The sequence below is a fragment of the Cystobacter fuscus genome (assembly GCF_044360685.1).
Lineage (GTDB): Bacteria > Myxococcota > Myxococcia > Myxococcales > Myxococcaceae > Cystobacter > Cystobacter fuscus_C.
The window spans coordinates 11,002,513-11,021,658 of sequence record NZ_CP043491.1; the positions used below are offsets into that span (position 1 = coordinate 11,002,513).

The window sequence follows — 19,146 nt, forward strand, 5'->3', positions numbered from 1 at the left end:
CCCGGGAATCGCTGACGTCACGCGACGCGAATGCTCAGACAGGTTTCGGGTCGCGCGGCGGCGTCGTTGGTGGCGTGATATCGATATCCCCGGCCACCGTTCCTGGCTGGGTGGGATCCTCGCCCCCGATTTTCGTCCCCCCCCCGGGCACGGACACGGGCTCGGCGACGAACTGGTATCTTCCAGAGGCGTCGGACTTGACGGTCAGCGTCCTGCTGGCGGTCTGCTCACTGGAGCCATTGAGCGTGAAGACGTTCACCCCCGCGTCGGAGGCCTTCTCCTCGAAGGGCCAGCTCGGGGTGAGCGTCACCGTGACGGTGTCTTTTCTCTGTTTCAGGTCCAGGGCGAATACCACGGTCTCGCCCGGCGTGAGTTCGGGCATGGCGACGGCCGTGGGGTTGGCGGGGGGAGGAGCCGGGGGGTCGTACGTCGGCTGGGTGGCGCCAATGGAGATGTTCTGTGTGGTCATGAGTATCGGTCTCTGTTCCTTCCAGCCCTGGAGGGGATACACGCTGGAATGCAGACACCGTACCAGGAGAGCTCGAGCGGCGTCCTAGACACAGTCCGAGGACTCTCTCTCGAACGGACATGTCCACGGCATGAACTGACACGTCACTGACATGACAGCGTCACACGGCCAAGGCCCATGTCCCGCCTCCGACGGGACAGGTCTCCTTACCGCGCAGACTCGGGATTGACCTTCACGTCTCCGAGGACCGCTCCCGGCGGATCGCGAAGCAGCCCATCATCGCCGCCCGGCACCGCCTGGAACCGGTACGTCCCCGAGGCACCCGCCACGACGGTCTTCGTCTGCTGGGCCGTGAGCGAATGGGCGCCCGCGAGCACGAAGGTCTTCTGCCGGAAGGGCGAGCCCGAGTCGAACTCCACCGTGACGGTGTCCGTCCTGTTCTGCAGGATGAAGAGCACGGAGTCGCCCGGTCTGACCACGGGCGGAGTACGGCTGTAGGTGGCCTGGGAGGCGGTGCCGATGAAGACGGTCAGCTGAGCCATGCGTGTCTGCTCCTGTGTCATCCCAGCTCGAGCCAGGACAAGAAATGAGGCGCGGGCACCCTCCGAGAACAGGCCGACGCCGCTCCCGGGTGACCGAACTCAGGCATCGTCCAGCCCCAGTTCCCGGATGCGGCGCTGGAGCCCTCGCTTGGACACCTCGAGCCGCCGCACCATGGCGTCCAGGTCGCCCCCGCACTCGCGGAAGCAGGTGGAGATCTCCTCCACGCTCAGGTCCCCCGCGGTGCGCAGGCTGGGGCTCTTGTCGATGAGCATGTAGAGCGAGGGCCGGGTGATGCCCAGCCGCTCGGCGGCGCCCTTGATGTCCCAGGCGCTGGCGCGCAGGGCCTCCAGCAACTCCGCGTCCGTCACGTCGGAGGGCTTGCGCCGGGCCCCCGAGGGCTCGCGCGGGGGGGACTCCACGGCGGGCCGCTCCCCCGCGGACCCGCCCGGGTGCGCGGGCCGGGGCGTATCGAAGGAGTCCAGCTCCTGCTCCAGGCGTGGACTCGCCTTCAACCCCCCCTGCCCCCGGCTGCCGATGACGAGCTGGCGCGTGAAGTTGCGCAACTGCCGCACGTTGCCGGGCCAGGGGAAGCGCACGAGCCGGACAGCCAGCGCGGACGGCAGCCAGGGCTCGGCCTGGGCGGCGGCGGAGTCCAGCCGCTGGGCCTCCCCCAGCGCCTCCATCTCCTGCCGGGCGAAGTGGTACAGGAGCACGCCGATGTCCTCGCGGCGCTCGCGCAGGGGTGGCACCTGGATTTCGTACCCCGCCAGCCGGTGCAGCAGCGGCGCCTTGAAGGCGCCCTGGCGGATGCGCGCCTCCAGGTCCGCGTCCGTGGCGGTGATCAGCCGCACGTCGACGGCCACGGGCGCGTGCCCGCCCACCGGGTACACCTCGCCCGTCTCCAGGGCGCGCAGCAACATCACCTGGACCTCGGGCTGCGCCTCGCCCACCTCGTCCAGGAAGAGCGTGCCCCCATGGGCGGCGCGGAAGAAGCCCTCGCGATCCTGGGTGGCCCCCGTGTAGGCCCCCCGCCGCGCGCCGAACAGCTCGGCGGCGGCCAGCTCCTTGGGAATGGCCCCCAGGTTGACGCTGATGAAGGGCCTGGCCCGGCGCGCGCTGCGCTGGTGGATGGCCCGCGCGACCAGCTCCTTGCCCGAGCCCGTCTCCCCGCGGATGAGCACGGGCACGTTCAGGTCCGCCACACGGATGACGTCCTCGCGCACCCGGCGCGTGCCCGGTCCGTGCCCCACCATGCCCAGCGAGTCCTGGACCACCGGCTCCGAGGAGAGCGCCTGGTGCAGCAGCAGCACGACGCGCTCGGCGAGCACGAGCGGGACCCCCACGGCGAGCGCCTCGGGACCGAACTCACGTGCCCCGGTGAGCGGCTCGTCCTCCACCCACACCTGGGTGCCGCCCTCCTGCATGCGCAGCCGGACACGGCCCGGGCCCGCGGACTCGAACACCAGGGGCTTGCGGCTCAGGAACGTGTCGGCCAGCGGCATGCCCAGCGTGGCGCCCGGCAGGGCGAAGTCCGGACCCACGCGCGACACCAGCACCGAGCCGCCGGTGGCCACCTCCTCGAGCAACAGCCGCTCCCCCGCGCGGTGGGGCATGGGATGGGCGACGATGGTGAGGGCGGGTACGGGCCGCGCGGCCACCTCGCGCTCGCGGCGGGGGGTGGCGGCCGTGGAGATGTCGATGAACGGCTTGTCCTTCATGAAGGTACGCTCGGAAGGGCCCTGGGAATCCGGGGAGAGTCTAACGCCCTCGTGTGTGCTCCCCGGATGAAAGAGGCTAACGGCGGCTCGCGGGAGACTTCTTCACCGCCGCCTTCTTGCGCGCGGGTGCTTGAGCGGCCTCCGGCTCGGGCCCTCCCTCGAGTGCCTGGAGCACCTCCCGCACATGGCCCGCGACCTTCACCTTGGGCCAGACACGGGCCACCCGCCCCTCGGGATCGATGAGGAAGGTGGCGCGCGTGACGCCCTGGAACTTGCGGCCATACAGCGACTTCTCGCCCCACACCCCATAGGCGTCGCAGACCTGGTGGTCCGTGTCCACGAGCAGGGGGAAGGGCAGGGAGAACTTCGCGGCGAACTTCTGATGACTCGCGGCGCCATCCGGCGACACGCCCAGCACCACGGCCCCCGCGGCCGTCAGCGCCGAGTGCTCGTCCCGGAAGTCGCACGCCTCCTGCGTACAGCCCGGAGTGTTGTCCTTGGGATAGAAGTAGAGCACCACGTGCCGGCCCCGCAGCCGCGAGAGCGACACGTCGTGACCGTCCTGGTCCTGGAGGTGGAAGTCGGGAGCGGGAGCGCCGGTCTGGGGAATGGGCATGAGTGGACGCCTGAATAGCATGACCGCGCATCCCCTTGGCCTGGGACCGCCCGGCGGCTAGGGTGGACCCCCGTGCCGCCCCTTCTCTTCGCCTTCGTCTACGGTCTCGGCCAGGGCCTGCTCCACGCGGTGGGGCCGGATCACTGCGCCGCCATGGCAACCCTCGGCACGCTCGGTCCGGCGCGCCGCCGCGCCACCCTGCTCGTCGCGCTGCGCTTCGCCGTCGGCCACGCCGCGGTGCTCGGCTCGGTGGCCACCTTCTGCCTGCTGGCGGGGGTGGGTCTGTCGGAGACCTTCGAGCGCTGGGCGGAGATCTTCGGTGGCGCGGTGCTGGTGGCGCTCGCCGTTGCCGCGTTCCTCTTCCCCAACGTGCTGCGCCACGGCCACCCCCACCTGCCGGGCCATACGCACGAGCCGCACTCGCACATCCACGATCAGGTGAGCACCACCGCGGGTGCCCTCATGGCCTTCAGCGGCGTGCGCGCGCTCCTGCTCGCCCTGCCTCCCCTGCTGGTGGGCGGCAGCATGCGCACGGCCGGGTGGACCTTCCTGCCGGGCTTCGCGTTCGGCATCCTCCTGGGCATGGGCGCGGTGGGCCTGCTCTTCGCCGAGGGGCTCTCCCGCGTGGGCTCGTCCCTGGCCGAGCGCATCCAGCGCGTCGTGGCCGCCGGCTCCGCCGCGCTCGGCCTGTTCTGGATCGTCGACCGCTTCTGAGCTTTCCCCCCCAACGAACAACGGCCTTGCTCCTGGGACTCCCGGAGCAAGGCCGTTTCACTTCGAGGGGGGCTCGGGGCGCCGCCTAGTTGTACACGTTGAACTCGCGCATGGACCACCAGCTCGAGTTCGTGCCGGTCTGCACCACCTTGATGTAACGGGCGGTGCGGGCCGTGAAGGTGACGGTGATGACCGGCCCGGTGCCCGTGCCGGTGGCGATCGCGCTGCCCCAGTTCGTGCCATCGTTCGACACGAAGACCTCGTAGCCGCGGGCGTAGTCCGAGTTGCTGCCGGTGGAGTCCATCACGATCTTGGTGAAGGTCTTCGCCGACTGCATGTCCACGGTCAGCGACTGGCCATTGGCCATGGGCGCGCCCGTGGTCCAGCGCGTGGACAGGCTGCCATCCAGCAGGGCCGACGCGGGCTCGCTGCTCGTGGGCGACGAGGTGGCCGTCCAGCCGGTCCGCGACAGCGCCGTGCCCGTGGAGCCGCCCGGGGGCGTGGTGACGCTGACGGTGTTGCTCGCCGCCGAGGCGTTGCCGGCCGCGTCCCGCGCCTTCACCGTGTAGCTGTAGGCCGTCGAGGCCGACAGACCGGAGTCGGTGTACGAGGTCGTGGTCGAGGAGCCGATGAGGACGCCGAAGCGGTAGACGTCATAGGCGGCGACGCCCACGTTGTCCGTCGAGGCGGTCCAGCTCAGGGAGATCTGGCTGCTCGTCGACGAGGCGACCTTCAGGCTGGCCGGAACGGTGGGCGCCTGGGTGTCGCCCGTCGGAGGCGTGCCCGTGCCCGCGTACTCGGAGATGGTCTGCCGCATGGCCTCGGCGGGGGAGTTGGCGTAGACGCGGCCACCCTGGCCGTTGATGACGTGGGTGATTTCACTGCCGGCCGTGCCGTTGAGCCAGATGGTCGTCAGGTGGTGGAACTTGACGCCCTGGACGTTGGGCGCCTCGATGGCGTTCTCCGACTTCACGGCCGCGTCGCGGAAGAAGGAGTACACGCCCAGGCCCCACGCCTCGTGGGTGGTGACGGTATCGGCGACCTTGTACGAGGCGTAGCCGTTCACCGTGCCATTCTTGCTCAGCCACGAGCCCTGGTTGGGCACGTCATAGGGAATCTCGGACTGGTAGAAGTACACCCGGCCGCCGTTGCCGTTCCACAGCGTCTGGTACTCGTTGTGGTGCTCGTTGAACAGGCCGTAGATGGTGACGTTGTTGCCGTTGACGACCAGTCCGTTCTTGGTGGGGTTGGTCGTCCACGCGGCGCCCTCGCCGTGGTCCGCGCGCCACAGCCAGAGCTGATCGCCCACGACGTTGTGGCTGTTGATCTTGATGCCCACGTCGTTGCGGCCGGCGAACGCGCCACCGGTGCGCACGGTCAGGTCATAGAGGAAGGTGGGGTTGGCCGAGTGGTCCCTCGAGCTGCCCGTGGGACCGACCTCCAGGATGGAGGCGGAGTTGACCGTGCCGGCCTCGAGGAGCAGACCACCGATCTTCACGCCGTCCACGTCGGCGACCGCGATGCTGGGCAGGCCGCTGGTGGGGATGAGCGTGGGCAGGCCGATGCCGAGGATGATGGTGTTGGCGTTGTTGACCTTCAGCGAGTCGTTCAGCCGGTAGATGCCCGGGGTGAACAGCAGGTGCTTGCCCTGGCTCAGCGCGCTGTTGAGGCTCGCGGCGCTGTCCGTCTCCGGACGCGCGATGTAGAACTGATCGATGCCGATGGACTGTCCCGGCGTGGGGCCGTTCGCCCAGCTCACGCCCTGGGTATTCGTCTGCAGGGCCGGGACGAACACGGCGTACTGGCCGGCGCTGGTGACGTAGAGGTAGGGCTTCTCCCGGATGATGGGCGTCTTCTCGACGACCGTGTAGGGCGGCTCGGGGAACTGGCCCGTCGGCGCGTTGTTCACGCCCACGAAGACCATGTTCCACACCGCGTTGCCCCATTTCGCCCACTTGCTGTTGCGCGACAGCCATTGCTGCTGCGACGCGGGAACGACCTGACCGTCCACCACGGAGTCCGCGAGGAAGCCGCCGCTGGCCCAACCCGCGTTCCAGTTCGAGTCGAAGTCGAACAGGTGCAGCTCACCCTTGATGTGCAGACGCCGCAGCGGGGCCGCCTGCGACACGGCGATGCGCGTCTGACCGTTGGACGGGGTGACCGCGAAGTTCTCCAGCGCCCGCCAGAAGTTGCAGGTGGCGTTGGCGTTGGGCATCCACTGGGCGTTGACGTTCACGCCCCCGTTGATGTTCACGTCATCGGGGCTCTGACCCAGACCGGCGACCTGGGTATAGAAGCCCACCTTGAAGTCGACACCATAGGAGCCGGGCTTGAAGAGCAGCGCATAGCGGTCCTCGCCGAACTGATTGGCCTCCTGCCTGGTGAACACGGAGTTGGCGAGGCTCGAGATGTCGGCGGCCGGCATGGTCGTGTCGAACACATAGACCCGGGGGCCAAAGATGGTTGTGTTTGCCTGGGAGACCGGCACCGCCAGCGCGACCCCAGGAATGACCGAGCACAACCCCGCGACGGCGGCCGATACGGAAATCGTTGATGCGAGTCTTCTGATCACTTCATCTACTCCCATGAAGGGGGGGGGGACTGACGGACGACAGGGCGACGCGTTCGTCAAGGGAAGGCAGAAGCGGACCGCGGACACGTGACAGCAGGAGCGCGCACCGTGCCGGTTTTCATGTCCTCGAAACCCTTCCTTGTTCCGGTATCTCTCTGACTTCGAGAAGAAATAGTAAAACGCGTAAATAAAGTTTTATACCAAGTCAGAGACCCGGGAAACGGGAAAATCTTGACGCAATGCGACAAAGCCAGGAATGGGCCGAGGCCCCGGCTGGAGCCCGAATGGCGCGGCCCCACCCCACATGACTGCTTCGGCAGGGACTTGGACGAACTCCCCGAAGCCCGGAATATCCATGGGCTGACACGATTCCGCGGACATGCCACGTCAGGTGAGGAGACGCTGCCCGGAGGGGACACGGCAGCGAATCCCAGCGAAGCACATTCGTACGAGGAGTCCGGGGTCCTCCAGTGCACAAATCCATGAGACCCTGGGGTCATGGAACCCAATATTCCCTCGGCCTCCCCCGAGCCCGCCGTCACCCCCATCTGGAAGGTGGCCGCCGCGAGTTTCATCGGTACCGCGGTGGAGTGGTACGACTTCTTCCTCTATGGCACCGCGGCGGCGCTCATCTTCAACCGCCTGTTCTTCCCCTCGTTCGATCCGTTGATGGGCACGCTCGCGGCGTTCGCCACCTTCGCGGTGGGCTTCATCGCGCGGCCCCTGGGCGGCATCATCTTCGGCCACTTCGGCGACAAGCTCGGACGCAAGTCCATGCTGAGCGCCACGCTGATGATCATGGGCGTGGCGACGTTCGCCATCGGCCTGTTGCCGACGTATGACCGCGTGGGCGTCCTGGCGCCCATCCTCCTGGTGGTGCTGCGCATCATCCAGGGCTTCGGCCTGGGGGGCGAGTGGGGAGGCGCGGTGCTCATGGCGGTGGAGAGCGCGCCCGCCCACCGCCGGGGCTTCTATGGAAGCTGGCCGCAGATGGGAGCGCCCGCGGGCCTGCTGGTGGCCAACGCCGTGTTCTCCCTCTTCTCGCGGCTGCCCGAGGAGCAGTTCGTCTCCTGGGGCTGGCGCGTCCCGTTCCTCTTCAGCGCGGTGCTCATCGGCATCGGCGTCTTCATCCGCCTGGGCGTCGCCGAGTCGCCCGCGTTCCGCGCGCTCCAGCACTCGCGCCCCGCCAGCAAGGGCCTGCCCGCGCTCGAGGCCCTGCGCACCTATCCCAAGCAGATCCTCCTCGCCATGGGAGCGCGCTTCGCGGAGAACGGCTTCTTCTACATCGTCACCACGTTCGTGCTCACCTACGGCACCAGCATCGGCATGGCGCGCTCGGACATGCTCACCGCGGTGCTGGTGGCCACGTGCGTGCACCTGGTGGCCATCCCCTGCTTCGGCGCCCTGTCGGACACGCTCGGCCGCCGCCCCGTGTACCTCGGCGGGGCCGTGGGGTGCGCGCTGCTCGCCTTCCCCTTCTTCCGGCTCATCGACACCCAGCAGACGGGCCTGGTGTGGCTCGCCATCACCCTGGGCATCATCGCCCACGCGGCGATGTACGGGCCCCAGGCCAGCTTCTTCTCCGAGCTGTTCGGCACGCGCGTGCGCTACAGCGGCGCGTCGCTCGGCTACCAGCTCGCGTCCGTCTTCGCCGGAGGCCTGTCGCCCCTCATCGCCACCGCGCTGCTGTCGGGCAGCAACGGGCAGGCCTGGCCCGTGTCGCTGTACATGGTGGGACTCGCCCTCATCACGCTCGTGTCCGTGTACCTGTCCGCGGAGACGTTCCGCGAGCAGCTCGCCGAGCCGTCCCCCCAGGCTCCTCCAGGAGAAGCCCCGGCGGACGGCTCCCGGCGCGACGTGGCCTGAGCTACGGGCCGCGCAGGACCGTCACGCCCCGCTCGGTGACGACGAGCAGCATGCTCGGCGTCACGGTGGGCTCGTAGACGAGCTGCAGGACGCGCTGGCCCGGCACCTGCTCCACCCGGGCCAGCGTCTTCCCGTCGGACTCCAGCCGCCACAGGCCCCCGCCCTCCGTGCCGATGTAGAGCGCGCCATCGTCCGTGGCCTTGAGCGAGAGGATGCGATCCGTGGGCAGCCCGGCGAGCTTCGACCAGTTGCCCGTGGAGCGGGACCTGGGCGTCATCTCCCAGACGCCGAACTCCGCGCTCCCCAGGTAGTAGCGGCCCGAGGTGCTCTGCTCGAAGGCGCGCCAGTAATCATCCGTGGCCTGTCCGTTGAGCGCTTCGTTGAAGCCCTTGAACGTCCAGGGCGTCGGGCCTTCCCAGGTGTACTCCCGGTCCCACTCCTCGAGCTTGTCACTCGGCACGAGCACGCCGAGCATCTGCTCGTTCGCCACGAGCACATCCCCATTGCGCGCGAGGCCGAGCCCGTACATCGGCGGGCACTGGAGCGACTCGTCGCGCGAGCCGTCCGGATTCTGGGTGACGAGGTACCAGCCGGGATGACGGTGGCTGTTGTACGTGAGCCCCTGGATGCGCGTCACCCCGTGGTTCGTCGTGACGTAGAGATCGCCGCGATGCTTGCCGCGCGTCACCCGGGCGCAGTTGAGGATGCTGCGATCCTCCTCGTAGTGGAAGTCGTTGGTGTTGTGGATGCCAATCTGCTTGCCCGCGTTCGACGCGCCGGTGGTGCGCCAGATGTGCTCCTCGAGCGCCACCGTGCCATCGGGTTGGAGGCGGACGGCGTCGAGATCTCCCTTCTGGTACTCGGCGTAGCGCTCGGGCGTGTAGAACGGATCGTTGGGTCCGGGGATGTACGTGCGCTGGGAAATCCCTTCCGCCCGCCGCATCTCCGCGGCGCGATAGCCCACGTACGCGCGCCCGGCCTCACCGCCGCAAATGACCGTCGAGCCGATCGCGAGCGAATCCCGGCCGAAGGGCTGACGCGCCTGACCCACGCCCGTGGTCCACGTCGGAGCGGTGTCACCCGGGCGCAGCACGCCAATGCGATTGCCATCGAGGAGCCAGAGGTTCAGCCCCTCGTCGACGCCAACGCTCTGCGGGGTGCCAACACCAAACGCCTGGGTATAATCGAGCACCGCGTCCACCGGCCACGGACCGGCGAATTGCTCGGGGGGCGTTCCCGCGTCGTCACCCGGCCCGCTCGTATCCGGCGGAGGGGTCGAGGGCGTGCCGGCATCCTCGGAGGGAACGGGCGGCGTGTCCGAGGGAACTTCGTTTCCCACCGATGGACCCGGCTCCAACTGCCCTCGCGGGTCGTCTGTCCTGGAGTGGTCACCACAACTCACCTCGAGCACTGCGATGACCGCGAGTCCTACCCCTACCGCACTTGCACGAATGCCCATCCGTCCCTCCGTTGACGGGGGACTGCTCGCAAGTCCCGGGCCGACGGCGCTCACCGACAAAAGGAGGCAGGCGGGGAGGCGTCGTCTTCCGCCTTCGGGCCTTGATACCGTACGGTAGGAGACACCATGCACTGCCCCCGCTGCGACAAGGTGATGGCCCCCACGCACCTGGATGAGGTGGAGGCGCGCCAGTGCCCTCAATGCGAGGGACACTGGCTCGAGGGAGAGGACCTGAAGCTCTTGGAGTCGACCGTGAACGTGCGGCTGTTCGAGTGGCGCACGCTGCCCTCCGAGGAGGTCCAGGCCCGCGAGCTGGCGTGCCCCCGGTGCACTCCCCGCCAGGTGATGAAGAAGGTGCGCAGTGAGCGCGATCGGCACGTGCTGCTCGACGCCTGCGAGCGCTGCCATGGGGTGTGGCTCGATGGGGGCGAGCTGCGCGCCATCCAGGAGATGGGCGTCGTGGCGGCACTCGTCGACGCGGTCCGCTTCATCATGAACGACTGAGGCCGGAGTCAGGGCGCCGCTTCGGCTCCAGCGGGAAGGACCTTCACCAACTCCCGCCAGAAGCAGCGCCGCACCTCGGAAGCACCGCGCAGACTGGGCTCGATGGTGGAGGTGAACCAGGAGGCGTCCCCCCCGAGGAAGTGCCCGTGCAGGTCGACGAGGACGCCATACTCCGAGGCGAGAGCCGCGAGGATGCCATTCATCCGCCGGTGGTTCTCGCGGGCCTGATGGATCGACACGCCGGTGAAGTTGCGGCGATCGTCCCCCACCGAGGGGTCATACACGTTGGCGAGGAGCACCGGGCGGATGGGCAACGCCGAGAGGAAGGCGGACAGCTCACGCTGGAACGCCTCGAAGCCGGGGTCCCTGTCCAGGAGAAGGCCGCGCAGCAGATCATTGCCGCCCACCGACACGAGCGCCACCGCCGGACCGGAGCCCTCCACTCCGCGCAACTGGCGCGCAAGGGAATCCACCGTTCCTCCGTCCTGCGCGCGATGCACGAGCCGCGCGCCGCCGCGAGAGTCCAGGTCCTGGCCGCGGAACTCCGGGAAGAGGTCGTCCCGGTTGCGCACCAGCAGCTCGCCGGGCGAGACGCCGTGCCGGTTGTAATGGGCACAATCGAGGACCGAATCACCAAAGGTGAAGAGCGTGAGCGTCATCTTCCAACACTGGGGAGGACTCCCTTGGCGGGCAACGCTCGTCGCGCGCGGGGCCCTGGAGGCACCCGTCCGTCCGCCCGCCCGAAGCCCGGGACGGCGCCCGGGAAGTAGGGCAGACTCGAAACGAAGTCCTGAGACCAGGTGAAGGCCTTCCCCAACGTACGGAACAAGCCCCATGCGACTCTGTACCTTGTACTCCTCCTATGAAGGCTCCCAGTCTCCCTACAAGGACATCGATCCCGCCGTCGATCCCTCCTGGTGGTTGCCCGATCACACCTGGTCGCGCCAGCCCCTGACACGCGCCAACTCGCGAGAGGTGCTCGAACAGCTCGCCAAGGAGGGCTTCGACGCGTTCATCAACCTCTGTGACGGAGCACCGGACGAGGACATCGCGGGAGTCGAGGTCATCCAGCACCTGGAACGGTTGGGATTGCCCTTCACGGGAGCGAACTCGCACTTCTACGCGGCCTCACGCGAAGAGCACAAACAGGCCTGGTTGAACCAGGGCATCGGCACGCCGGGCTATCGCTTCGCCTCGGATCTGGCCACGGTCGAGCAAGCCGCCGGAGAGCTGCGCTTCCCCCTGCTGGTCAAGCCCCACTCCGGTTACGCCAGCATCGGGATCGAGCTGGACTCGCGGGTCGACAACCGCGAGGCACTGCTCGAGCGGGCCGGGCGGACCCTCTCCCGCTTCGGCGGTGTCCTCATCGAGGAGTTCATCGCGGGGCGCGAGTTCACCGTGCTCGTCTCCGAGCCTCGGCCGGGAGAACAGTGGCCCTGGGTACACCCCCCGGTGGAGATCCACTTTCCTGAAGGGGAGACGTTCAAGCATTTCGACCTCAAGTGGATGAACTACGAGGCCATGAACACCCGTCCCGTGACCGATGAGGGTCTCGTGAAACGGTTGGATGACATCGCCCAGCGAACCTTCTCGGCCGTGAACGCCCGTGGCTATTGCCGCTGTGACATCCGCATGGACGACGCGGGCCAGTTGTTCATGCTCGACTGCAACGCGAACCCGGGCGTGTTCTACCCTCCGGACCAGCCGGGAAGCGCCGACTTCATCCTGTCACTCCAACCGCACGGGCACCGGGACTTCCTCCTGCACATCATCGATTGTGCCCGGCGTGCGCACGGGGTGAACACGTCTGGCACTTGAAGTCGTGGCATGAGGACTCCGGTGGTGGGGGGGGCGTGGCAGGTGGGAGAGTAGCTCCGCGGCGCTCGCGACGTGCGGGTGACCCGGTCATCGCGCGACTGGCCGAGCGACTGAGCGCGGCGAGCGAGACATTCGCACGGCGATGGTCGGGCACCGAGGCCGTGCCCCGCCGTACCGCGAACAAATCATTCATGCATCCGGTCGCCGGGCCGCTGGTGCTGCTGTGCGAGGTGCTCGAGGTGCCCGAGCGCGAGCAGCGCGTCGTCTTCTATCTGCCCGTCCCCGGCACGCCGACCGGGCAGCGGCTGCGCACCCTCGCGCGACAACACGAAAAGCCGTGACGAGGTGTTTGAACACCTTCATCGCGCTTGACGAGCACGCCCACACGTCCGTGTGATGGCGGAACGATGGCTGACCAACCACGTCACCACCGGAGGTGAGCCGTGTTCATGAATCCTGTTGGCCCACTTCCAGTGGGCATCCGCCCGCGCCCCCTGGTGAGCGTCTGGTTTATCCTCACTCTCCTGCTGCACAGTGCGTGTGCCACGGGTGTGCCTCGCGACAGTCTCTCGACAGGCCGAACCACGCCGTCCGAGCCTCCCCCAGTCCCCCGGCAGGGAGTCGCCCTCGCCGCCGAACCGGGCTTCGAGTCAGCCCGCCTCTACACCGTGGACTTCCTGGAGCCGAGCGCCTCCGCCTCCCGTCCCGTGCCCCTGTCCCGGGCCGACTTCCAGCGCGCCTTCCAGCGGCTATCCCGCGACACGCGGGTGACGGGCAGCGCTCGCGAGGCCGCGCACGAGTTGCTCTCGCTCTCGCACCAGTTCCCGCCAGAGGCCGAGCACATGGAGATGGCGGGCCAGTGGTTGATGGAGCGCTACGGTGAGCGGACGTACACCTTCGTGCCCCTGGACCAGTTCGGCCCCGAGCCCCTGACACCCGAGGCGGATGCTGCCCTGCGCGACAGCTATCTCTCGTGGTGCGTGCCCCGAGGTGGCGGGGACTGTCTGTGCCTGCTGGAGGACGGTCCTTTCCTGCGCACGGATGACCGGCGCGTCCTGGCGCTGGCGCTGGCCCTCGGCCCGGTACTCGACGAGACACGCGCGGCCCTGGCGCGCGAGTTGCTGGACGTGAGGGCAGTGGTGTCCCTGGTCGCCTGGACGGTGACGCTCTACTGCCTGCTGTGGGTACTACCCGAACCGACCACCAAGGCCCTGGCCGCTACCTTGACAGTCATTCTGGTGGGCTGGCTGGGGCTGGAGACCGTGTGGGGGCTGATGGACGGGTACAGCCGAATGGCCGTGGCGGCGCGCGAGGCGAGCACCTTCGCGGAGCTGCGCGCCGCGGGCGCGGACTTCGGCCGGGTGCTGGGCGAGGACGCGGCGCGGGCGATGATTCTGGCGGTGGCCACGCTCAGCGGGCGCACCCTGGGAGAGGTGGCGGCGCGGGTGAAGTCATTGCCGGGTCATGGACTGGCCTCGGCGCGTTGGGAGGCCCAGGGTGGAGCTGGCGTGCTGCGACGAGCGGGCGTGGAAGAGTGGGCGCAGGGGGAGGCACTGGCCCACGCGGTGGTGGCGGTGGACACGGTGGCCCTGTCGCCGCAGGGCCCGCTGGCGGTGGTACTGCTCAAGCAGAAAACGGGCTCGGGAGCTGAGAGGGCCCCAGGTGGCCGCTCCGCCTCCACCGAGCTCCAACACCGGGGTGGCAACCGGCAGGTGGAGCTGAGCGACGGCCAACGCTGGCACGTGCCGCGCGGCAAGTCTCTCGCGGACATTCCGCCCCATGACAAGGTGGGCGACCAGATCCAGGAGGCTGTCACCCGTGCCGCCAAGCAGTGGGGGCCCGACAAGCTCTCGGATGCCGAGAAAGACGCCATCGAGCGGGCCATGAAGAAGGGCGAGTACTGGCTGGCGCGCCTCTTGGAGCGCGAGGCCCGGGGACGTTTCGTGCACGAAAAGGTGAAAAGACAGTTCCAGCGAATCTATCAATTCAACCAACAGGGCGTGGACGTGTTTGACCCGACCACGGGCACCCGGTACGAGATTCTCTCTGGCACTGAGTCCAATCTCGCGCGGCACGGGCGGCGCATGGCCACCGAATTCTTCCGGATGCTCACCTTCTGAAAGAGGCGACCATGGACTGGCTCGGAAACATCATCATCGAAGACAAGGAGATTGAAAACGAGCGGTTCGAGTTAACGGACAAGAACTCGCACTACTTCCTCGGCCCCAATCTGACGCTACGCCACTGCACCGTCATTTTGAAAGTGCCTGCCGGCCGCCTGTTCATCAATCAGGCCCACTTCATCAACTGCACCTTCGAGGTGAAGCAGGAACTGAAGAACCATCAGCAATGGATAAGAGCCTCCCTCGAGGGCTGCCGCTTCAAGGGGCGGCTGACCGGGTGTGACTTCGGTCACTGGCCCGAATATGGGGATGAGCCAGAGTATCAGCACGGCTCCATCGAGGACTGTGACTTCACCGAGGCCCAACTGGACGGCTGCCGCTTCATGGGCTGCGACCCCTCGACCCTACGTTTTCCCAAGTGGCCCTGCTTTACCATTTTGGATCCCATCCGCAGAGCCCCAGAACTCCGCCGAGCCACATGGCCAGGACTGGTGGGCGATGTCGTCGTGGAAAAGCTCCACAAACAACCTCCCCGCACCATGGCCTTGACCAAACACGCCCCCACCCTGGCCAAGCAACTCGAAACCACGCCCGAGGAGCTCAAGGCCGTCATCGAGCAATTCGACTGCATCCTCTTCTGACGAAAGACAGACACCGCCGCGGGTTCGGGCCGCTTCGACTCAGCCGCTCCGCTCCAGCAGGCCCAGGGACATGAGCGCCACGAGGAAGCCCTGGACGAGGGGCTCCGGACGGTTGGCGAGCGCGAGCAGCTCCGCCACGGTGCGGTGGCCATCGATCCTGGGCAGCAGCTCCGTCTCCCAGCGCTCCAGGTCCACGTCCTCGAGCTGATAGGCCGGGGCCACCGCGGGAATCAGTCTGTCCTCCGGCTGGATCATCCCGCGCAGGCGCTCGGGCTTGTAGAGCTTCTTCACGCCCCGGACGATGAGGTTGGCCGGGTGCGCGTCCAGCTTGATGGACTCGGCGGCGGCCTTCTCCTTGAAGCTCATCACCCAGGTGCCGTCCTCCCACGCGAAGAGCGAGTAGATGATGGCCTTCACCTGCTGGCCCACGTAGTACATGCGCTCGGTGTCCTTGAGCAGCCCCCGCTCCACCAGCACGTCGCCCGTACGCCGCTGGCTCGCCGCCGCCACGGCCGCCGCGTCCTCGAGCTGCTCGGGTTTGATCTTCCCCACGCGCACGAGGAACGAGCCGAAGCGATCCGCCAGCAGGTTGGACAGGGCGAACACGGGCATGCCCCGCTCGAAGTACACCACCTTCTTCACCTTGCCGCGCTGCAGGCCCAATTCACCCGTCTCGCGTGACAGGTAGAAGGCGGTGATGAGCGAGGGCAGGTTGTCCCGGAGCTCTCCGCGGCGATTGCTGGGAGGCGCCACGGGCCGGGACTGCGCGGGACGGCCCCCCGGTGGAGGCGGAGGACGTACCAACGCGGCGGGCCCCTGGGGCACCAGCGGAGCCGCGGTGAGATTGGCGCCACGGATTTCCGCGGTGAGGTTGCCGCCCGTCACCTTGACGCGGCCCGTGAGCTCCAACGTGTCCTGGACCCCCTCCTCCTCCACGTCGATGTCGAGGTCCACGTCCTCGAAGGCATCACCCGCCGCGGGAGCGGCCTCCGGCGCTGGCGCCGGCGCGGGTTTGGTGTACGGCGCCGCCCGGCGCACCGCCTCCAGCAGACGGGCGGCATCGAAGGGCTTCTCGAAGTAGTCGGCGGGGGCGTACTTCTGCCGGGCATCCACGGCGTGCTTGCCACCCTTGAAGACGCCGGTGATGAAGATGAGCGGGAGCTGGGGCTGCTGCTTGCGCAGCGCGTCCGCCACCTGGAAGCCCATCATGTCGGGCAACAGCAGATCCAGCACGGCCGCGGCGGGTGGCTGGCCGCGCGCTTTCTCCACGGCCTGCGCGCCCCTGCCCACCCCGGTCACCTCATATCCCTCGTCCTCGAAGAGCTGAACGAGCAGTGAGAGCAACTCCGGGTTGTCATCGACGACGAGAATTCGGGGGGCCATCTCCCGCCCACCCTACCAAAAGCCACCACTCCCGGGAGGCCCTCTCTTGCCGCTGATGCATCCCGGCGTCCGGGCGGGTAAGGTCGGCGGTCCCCGACTCGATGGGATGCCCCCATGAAGGACTGCCCTTGAAGCGAAGCACCTGGTCGTCCCCTCCCTCCTCCGCCCATCCGCTCGCCGCCCCCCCGGCACCCCTCCGGAACAGACGGGAGGAGGCATGAGGCTCGGACTCAAGGCGGACAACCTGCTCGAGCGCTTCGCCGACTGGTTCAACCTGGCGCCCCAGCCCCTGGCGCACGCCTTCTTCGGGATGATGGCGGCGCGCACGCTGATGGCCGGCGAGCGTCTGGGCATCTTCGGCGCGCTCGCGGAGGGGCAGGCCACGGTGGAGGAGCTGGCGGCGCGCTTGAAGCTGGCGCCGGAGGGCACGCGCGCGCTGCTCGAGGCGCTGGAGGCGTGCGACGCGGTGGAGCGCAAGAAGGGCCGCTACCGCATGGCGGACCGGGCCCGGCGCTGGTTGGATCCCCGCTCGTCCCAGTACGTGGGCGGCTTCCTCGACTTCAACTACACCCAGTGGGAGTGGTGGAGCCACATGGAGGACGCCGTGCGCACGGGCGAGGCGGTGGACATCCACCAGTTCGCGCCGGAGGACCCGCGCTGGCGCTCCTACATCCTCGCCATGTACCAGATGGCGCGGCTGTCCGCGCCCGAGGTGGCCCGCGCCATTCCGCTGCCCCGGGGAGCCCGGCGGGTGTTGGATCTGGGAGGGGCGCATGGGTGGTTCGCCGCGGAGCTGTGCCGGCGCAACCGGGGGCTGAGGGCCACGGTGCTGGACCTGGAGGGCAGCGTCCGGGTGGGCCGGGAGGTCATCGCCCAGGCCCAGCTGTCGCACCTGGTGACGCACCAGGAGGGCGACGTGCTCACCGCCGAGCTGGGCGGGCCGTATGACGGGGTGCTGCTCTTCCAGGTGGTGCACCACCTGTCCCCCGCGCAGAACGTGGCGCTCCTGCGCCGGGTGCGCGCCGCGCTCGCGCCCAAGGGAACGCTGGCCGTGCTCGAGTACCTGCGCGAGGACGTGGAGAAGCCGCCGAGCGCCGCCCCGCTCATCGGCCTGCACTACTTCCTCACCTCGAAGGCGGCGGCGTACACGCCCGCGGAGCTGGAGGGCTTCCTCGGCGACGCGGGCTTCCGCATCGAGAGCGCCAAGCCGATGCGCCACGTGCCGCTGCAGACGCTCGTCATCGCCCACGCGGAGTGAGCCGGGACACGAAGCGCGGGGGGCCGTGTGATGTCCGCCCCCTGGCCTGACGGCCAGGGCAGCCGCACAGAGAAATGAGGCACGGTCTCGGCTTGTCGCGCTACCCTCCGGCCCGATTCCCATGCCGACGCCCATGCCCTCCGCGACCCCCGCATCCGACGCCCCAGCGCTCGTCACCGAGCTGGACGGAGTGCTCATCCGCACGGACTCGCTCCATGAGGGGCTCGTGCGGCTGATCAAGCGTCAACCCCACCTGATTCCCGCCGCGCTGGGGTGGCGCCTCCGGGGCCGGGCCTTCTGCCGGGCGGAGGTGGCGCGGCACGTGGAGTTGGACCCCGCGCGGCTGCCCTATGACGAGGCGTTGCTGTCGCGGCTCACCGAGGAGAAGGCGAGCGGCCGCCGGCTGGTGCTGGCCACGGTGGCGGACCGGCGCGTGGCGGACGCGGTGGCCGCGCACCTGGGCCTCTTCGAGACGGTGCTCGCGAGCGATGGCACCCAGGAGCTGTCCGGCGCCCTGCGCGAGGCCCGGCTGCGCGAGACGCTCGGCGCCCCGCACGAGGAAGCGCGTCACGCGCCCCCGTTCATGCCCCGCGTGCGCGCGCTGTTCAAGGCGCTGCGCATGCACCAGTGGGCCAAGAACGTGCTCGTGTTCGTGCCGTTGCTCGCCGCGCACAAGGCGATGAACGCGCCCCTGTTCCTGCGCGCGATGCTGGGGATGATCGCCTTCAGCCTGTGCGCCTCCAGCGTGTACGTGCTCAACGACTTGCTGGACCTGGACTCGGACCGCCAACACCCGAGCAAGCGCCGCCGGCCTTTCGCGTCGGGAGCGCTGCCGCTGGGCGCGGGGCCATGGCTGGGACTGGGGCTGTTGGGCGCGGGGACGGCGGTGGCCCTGCTCCTGCCGCGCGAGTTCCTCGCCCTGCTGGGCACGTACTACCTCATCACCATCGCTTATTCTTTCTATCTCAAGCAGGTGATGATGCTGGACGTGCTGGTGCTCGCCGGGCTGTACACGGTGCGCATCCTGGGAGGCTCGCTCGCGGTGGGCATCCCCACGTCGAGCTGGCTGTTCAGCTTCTCCATGTTCCTCTTCCTGTCGCTCGCGCTGGTCAAGCGGCTGAGCGAGGTGCGGCGGCTGCGGCTGGCCAACGAGTCGGTGGCGCATGGACGGGGCTACGTGTCCGGGGACTACGAGCAGCTCGCCGCGCTCGGCGTCTCCAGTGGCTACCTGTCCGTGCTGGTGCTCGCGCTCTACATCACCAGCAAGGAAGTGACGGCGCTCTATGTGCATCCGGAACGGCTCTGGCTCTTGTGTCCGGTGATGTTGTACTGGGTGGGCCGGGTGTGGCTGCTGGCGCACCGGGGACTGGTGAACGAGGACCCGCTCGTGTTCGCGCTCAAGGACAAGGTGAGCTACGCGGTGGGAGTCATCGCCGCGGGCGTGCTGCTGGCCGCGGCGTGA

At 68.5% G+C, this 19,146-nt stretch carries 17 protein-coding genes; 9 read left to right on the forward strand and 8 right to left on the reverse strand.

The genetic code is table 11. The annotated features are described in order from the left end of the window. Window positions 1–34: 34 nt before the first annotated feature. From F0U63_RS44980 to bcp, 4 genes are all read right to left on the reverse strand, one after another. Window positions 35–469 (reverse strand): hypothetical protein, encoded by a 435-nt coding sequence (locus F0U63_RS44980; RefSeq protein ID WP_395840962.1) that lies wholly within the window; start codon window positions 467–469, stop codon window positions 35–37. Window positions 470–675: 206 nt separating this feature from the next. Then, entirely contained in the window at window positions 676–1,011 is a 336-nt protein-coding gene (locus F0U63_RS44985; protein ID WP_395840965.1) for a hypothetical protein, read from the reverse strand. 99 nt (window positions 1,012–1,110) lie between these two features. Next, window positions 1,111–2,730, reverse strand: coding sequence for a sigma 54-interacting transcriptional regulator (locus tag F0U63_RS44990; RefSeq protein ID WP_395840968.1), 1,620 nt, complete (start codon window positions 2,728–2,730; stop codon window positions 1,111–1,113). Window positions 2,731–2,806: 76 nt separating this feature from the next. Beyond that, window positions 2,807–3,346, reverse strand: coding sequence for a thioredoxin-dependent thiol peroxidase (gene bcp / locus F0U63_RS44995; RefSeq protein WP_395840971.1), 540 nt, complete (start codon window positions 3,344–3,346; stop codon window positions 2,807–2,809). Between the two features lie 72 nt (window positions 3,347–3,418). Here bcp and F0U63_RS45000 point away from each other — a divergent pair, with 72 nt between their 5' ends. Then, the gene (locus F0U63_RS45000) at window positions 3,419–4,060 is read left to right on the forward strand and encodes a hypothetical protein (protein WP_395840973.1); all 642 of its coding nucleotides are present in this window, start codon (window positions 3,419–3,421) and stop codon (window positions 4,058–4,060) included. 85 nt (window positions 4,061–4,145) lie between these two features. Here the strand turns inward: F0U63_RS45000 and F0U63_RS45005 are convergent, their stop codons facing one another. Continuing rightward, window positions 4,146–6,647, reverse strand: coding sequence for a discoidin domain-containing protein (locus tag F0U63_RS45005; RefSeq protein WP_395840975.1), 2,502 nt, complete (start codon window positions 6,645–6,647; stop codon window positions 4,146–4,148). 483 nt (window positions 6,648–7,130) lie between these two features. Here F0U63_RS45005 and F0U63_RS45010 point away from each other — a divergent pair, with 483 nt between their 5' ends. Then, window positions 7,131–8,498, forward strand: coding sequence for an MFS transporter (locus F0U63_RS45010; RefSeq protein WP_395840977.1), 1,368 nt, complete (start codon window positions 7,131–7,133; stop codon window positions 8,496–8,498). Between the two features lies 1 nt (window position 8,499). On the opposite strand, the gene F0U63_RS45015 is transcribed toward F0U63_RS45010, so the two are convergent. After that, complete coding sequence (locus F0U63_RS45015; protein WP_395840979.1) at window positions 8,500–9,957, reverse strand: hypothetical protein; 1,458 nt, start codon at window positions 9,955–9,957, stop codon at window positions 8,500–8,502. A 126-nt stretch (window positions 9,958–10,083) separates the two neighbouring features. On the opposite strand from F0U63_RS45015, the gene F0U63_RS45020 reads away from it, so the two are divergent. Continuing rightward, window positions 10,084–10,461 carry a zf-TFIIB domain-containing protein gene (locus F0U63_RS45020; protein WP_395840981.1) on the forward strand — a complete coding sequence of 126 codons (378 nt, stop codon included), beginning with the start codon at window positions 10,084–10,086 and terminating at the stop codon, window positions 10,459–10,461. Window positions 10,462–10,469: 8 nt separating this feature from the next. On the opposite strand, the gene F0U63_RS45025 is transcribed toward F0U63_RS45020, so the two are convergent. Continuing rightward, on the reverse strand, window positions 10,470–11,120 hold the full coding sequence (locus F0U63_RS45025; RefSeq protein ID WP_395840982.1) for a GDSL-type esterase/lipase family protein: 651 nt from the start codon (window positions 11,118–11,120) through the stop codon (window positions 10,470–10,472). A gap of 175 nt (window positions 11,121–11,295) precedes the next feature. On the opposite strand from F0U63_RS45025, the gene F0U63_RS45030 reads away from it, so the two are divergent. The 4 genes from F0U63_RS45030 to F0U63_RS45045 all read left to right on the forward strand — a co-directional run bounded on the left by F0U63_RS45030 (window position 11,296) and on the right by F0U63_RS45045 (window position 15,043). Further along, complete coding sequence (locus F0U63_RS45030; protein WP_395840984.1) at window positions 11,296–12,279, forward strand: D-alanine--D-alanine ligase; 984 nt, start codon at window positions 11,296–11,298, stop codon at window positions 12,277–12,279. Between the two features lie 35 nt (window positions 12,280–12,314). Next, a complete protein-coding gene (locus tag F0U63_RS45035; RefSeq protein ID WP_395840986.1) occupies window positions 12,315–12,620 on the forward strand; it encodes a hypothetical protein in 306 nt (101 codons plus the stop codon). A gap of 210 nt (window positions 12,621–12,830) precedes the next feature. Continuing rightward, complete coding sequence (locus F0U63_RS45040; protein WP_395840988.1) at window positions 12,831–14,399, forward strand: hypothetical protein; 1,569 nt, start codon at window positions 12,831–12,833, stop codon at window positions 14,397–14,399. A gap of 11 nt (window positions 14,400–14,410) precedes the next feature. Further along, the gene (locus tag F0U63_RS45045; RefSeq protein ID WP_395840990.1) at window positions 14,411–15,043 is read left to right on the forward strand and encodes a pentapeptide repeat-containing protein; all 633 of its coding nucleotides are present in this window, start codon (window positions 14,411–14,413) and stop codon (window positions 15,041–15,043) included. Between the two features lie 39 nt (window positions 15,044–15,082). On the opposite strand, the gene F0U63_RS45050 is transcribed toward F0U63_RS45045, so the two are convergent. Then, window positions 15,083–16,426, reverse strand: a complete 1,344-nt coding sequence (locus F0U63_RS45050; RefSeq protein ID WP_395840992.1) for a response regulator — start codon at window positions 16,424–16,426, stop codon at window positions 15,083–15,085. 217 nt (window positions 16,427–16,643) lie between these two features. On the opposite strand from F0U63_RS45050, the gene F0U63_RS45055 reads away from it, so the two are divergent. Both F0U63_RS45055 and F0U63_RS45060 read left to right on the forward strand, forming a co-directional pair. Further along, on the forward strand, window positions 16,644–17,684 hold the full coding sequence (locus F0U63_RS45055) for a methyltransferase (protein ID WP_395840994.1): 1,041 nt from the start codon (window positions 16,644–16,646) through the stop codon (window positions 17,682–17,684). 133 nt (window positions 17,685–17,817) lie between these two features. Then, window positions 17,818–19,146, forward strand: coding sequence for a UbiA family prenyltransferase (locus F0U63_RS45060; RefSeq protein WP_395840996.1), 1,329 nt, complete (start codon window positions 17,818–17,820; stop codon window positions 19,144–19,146).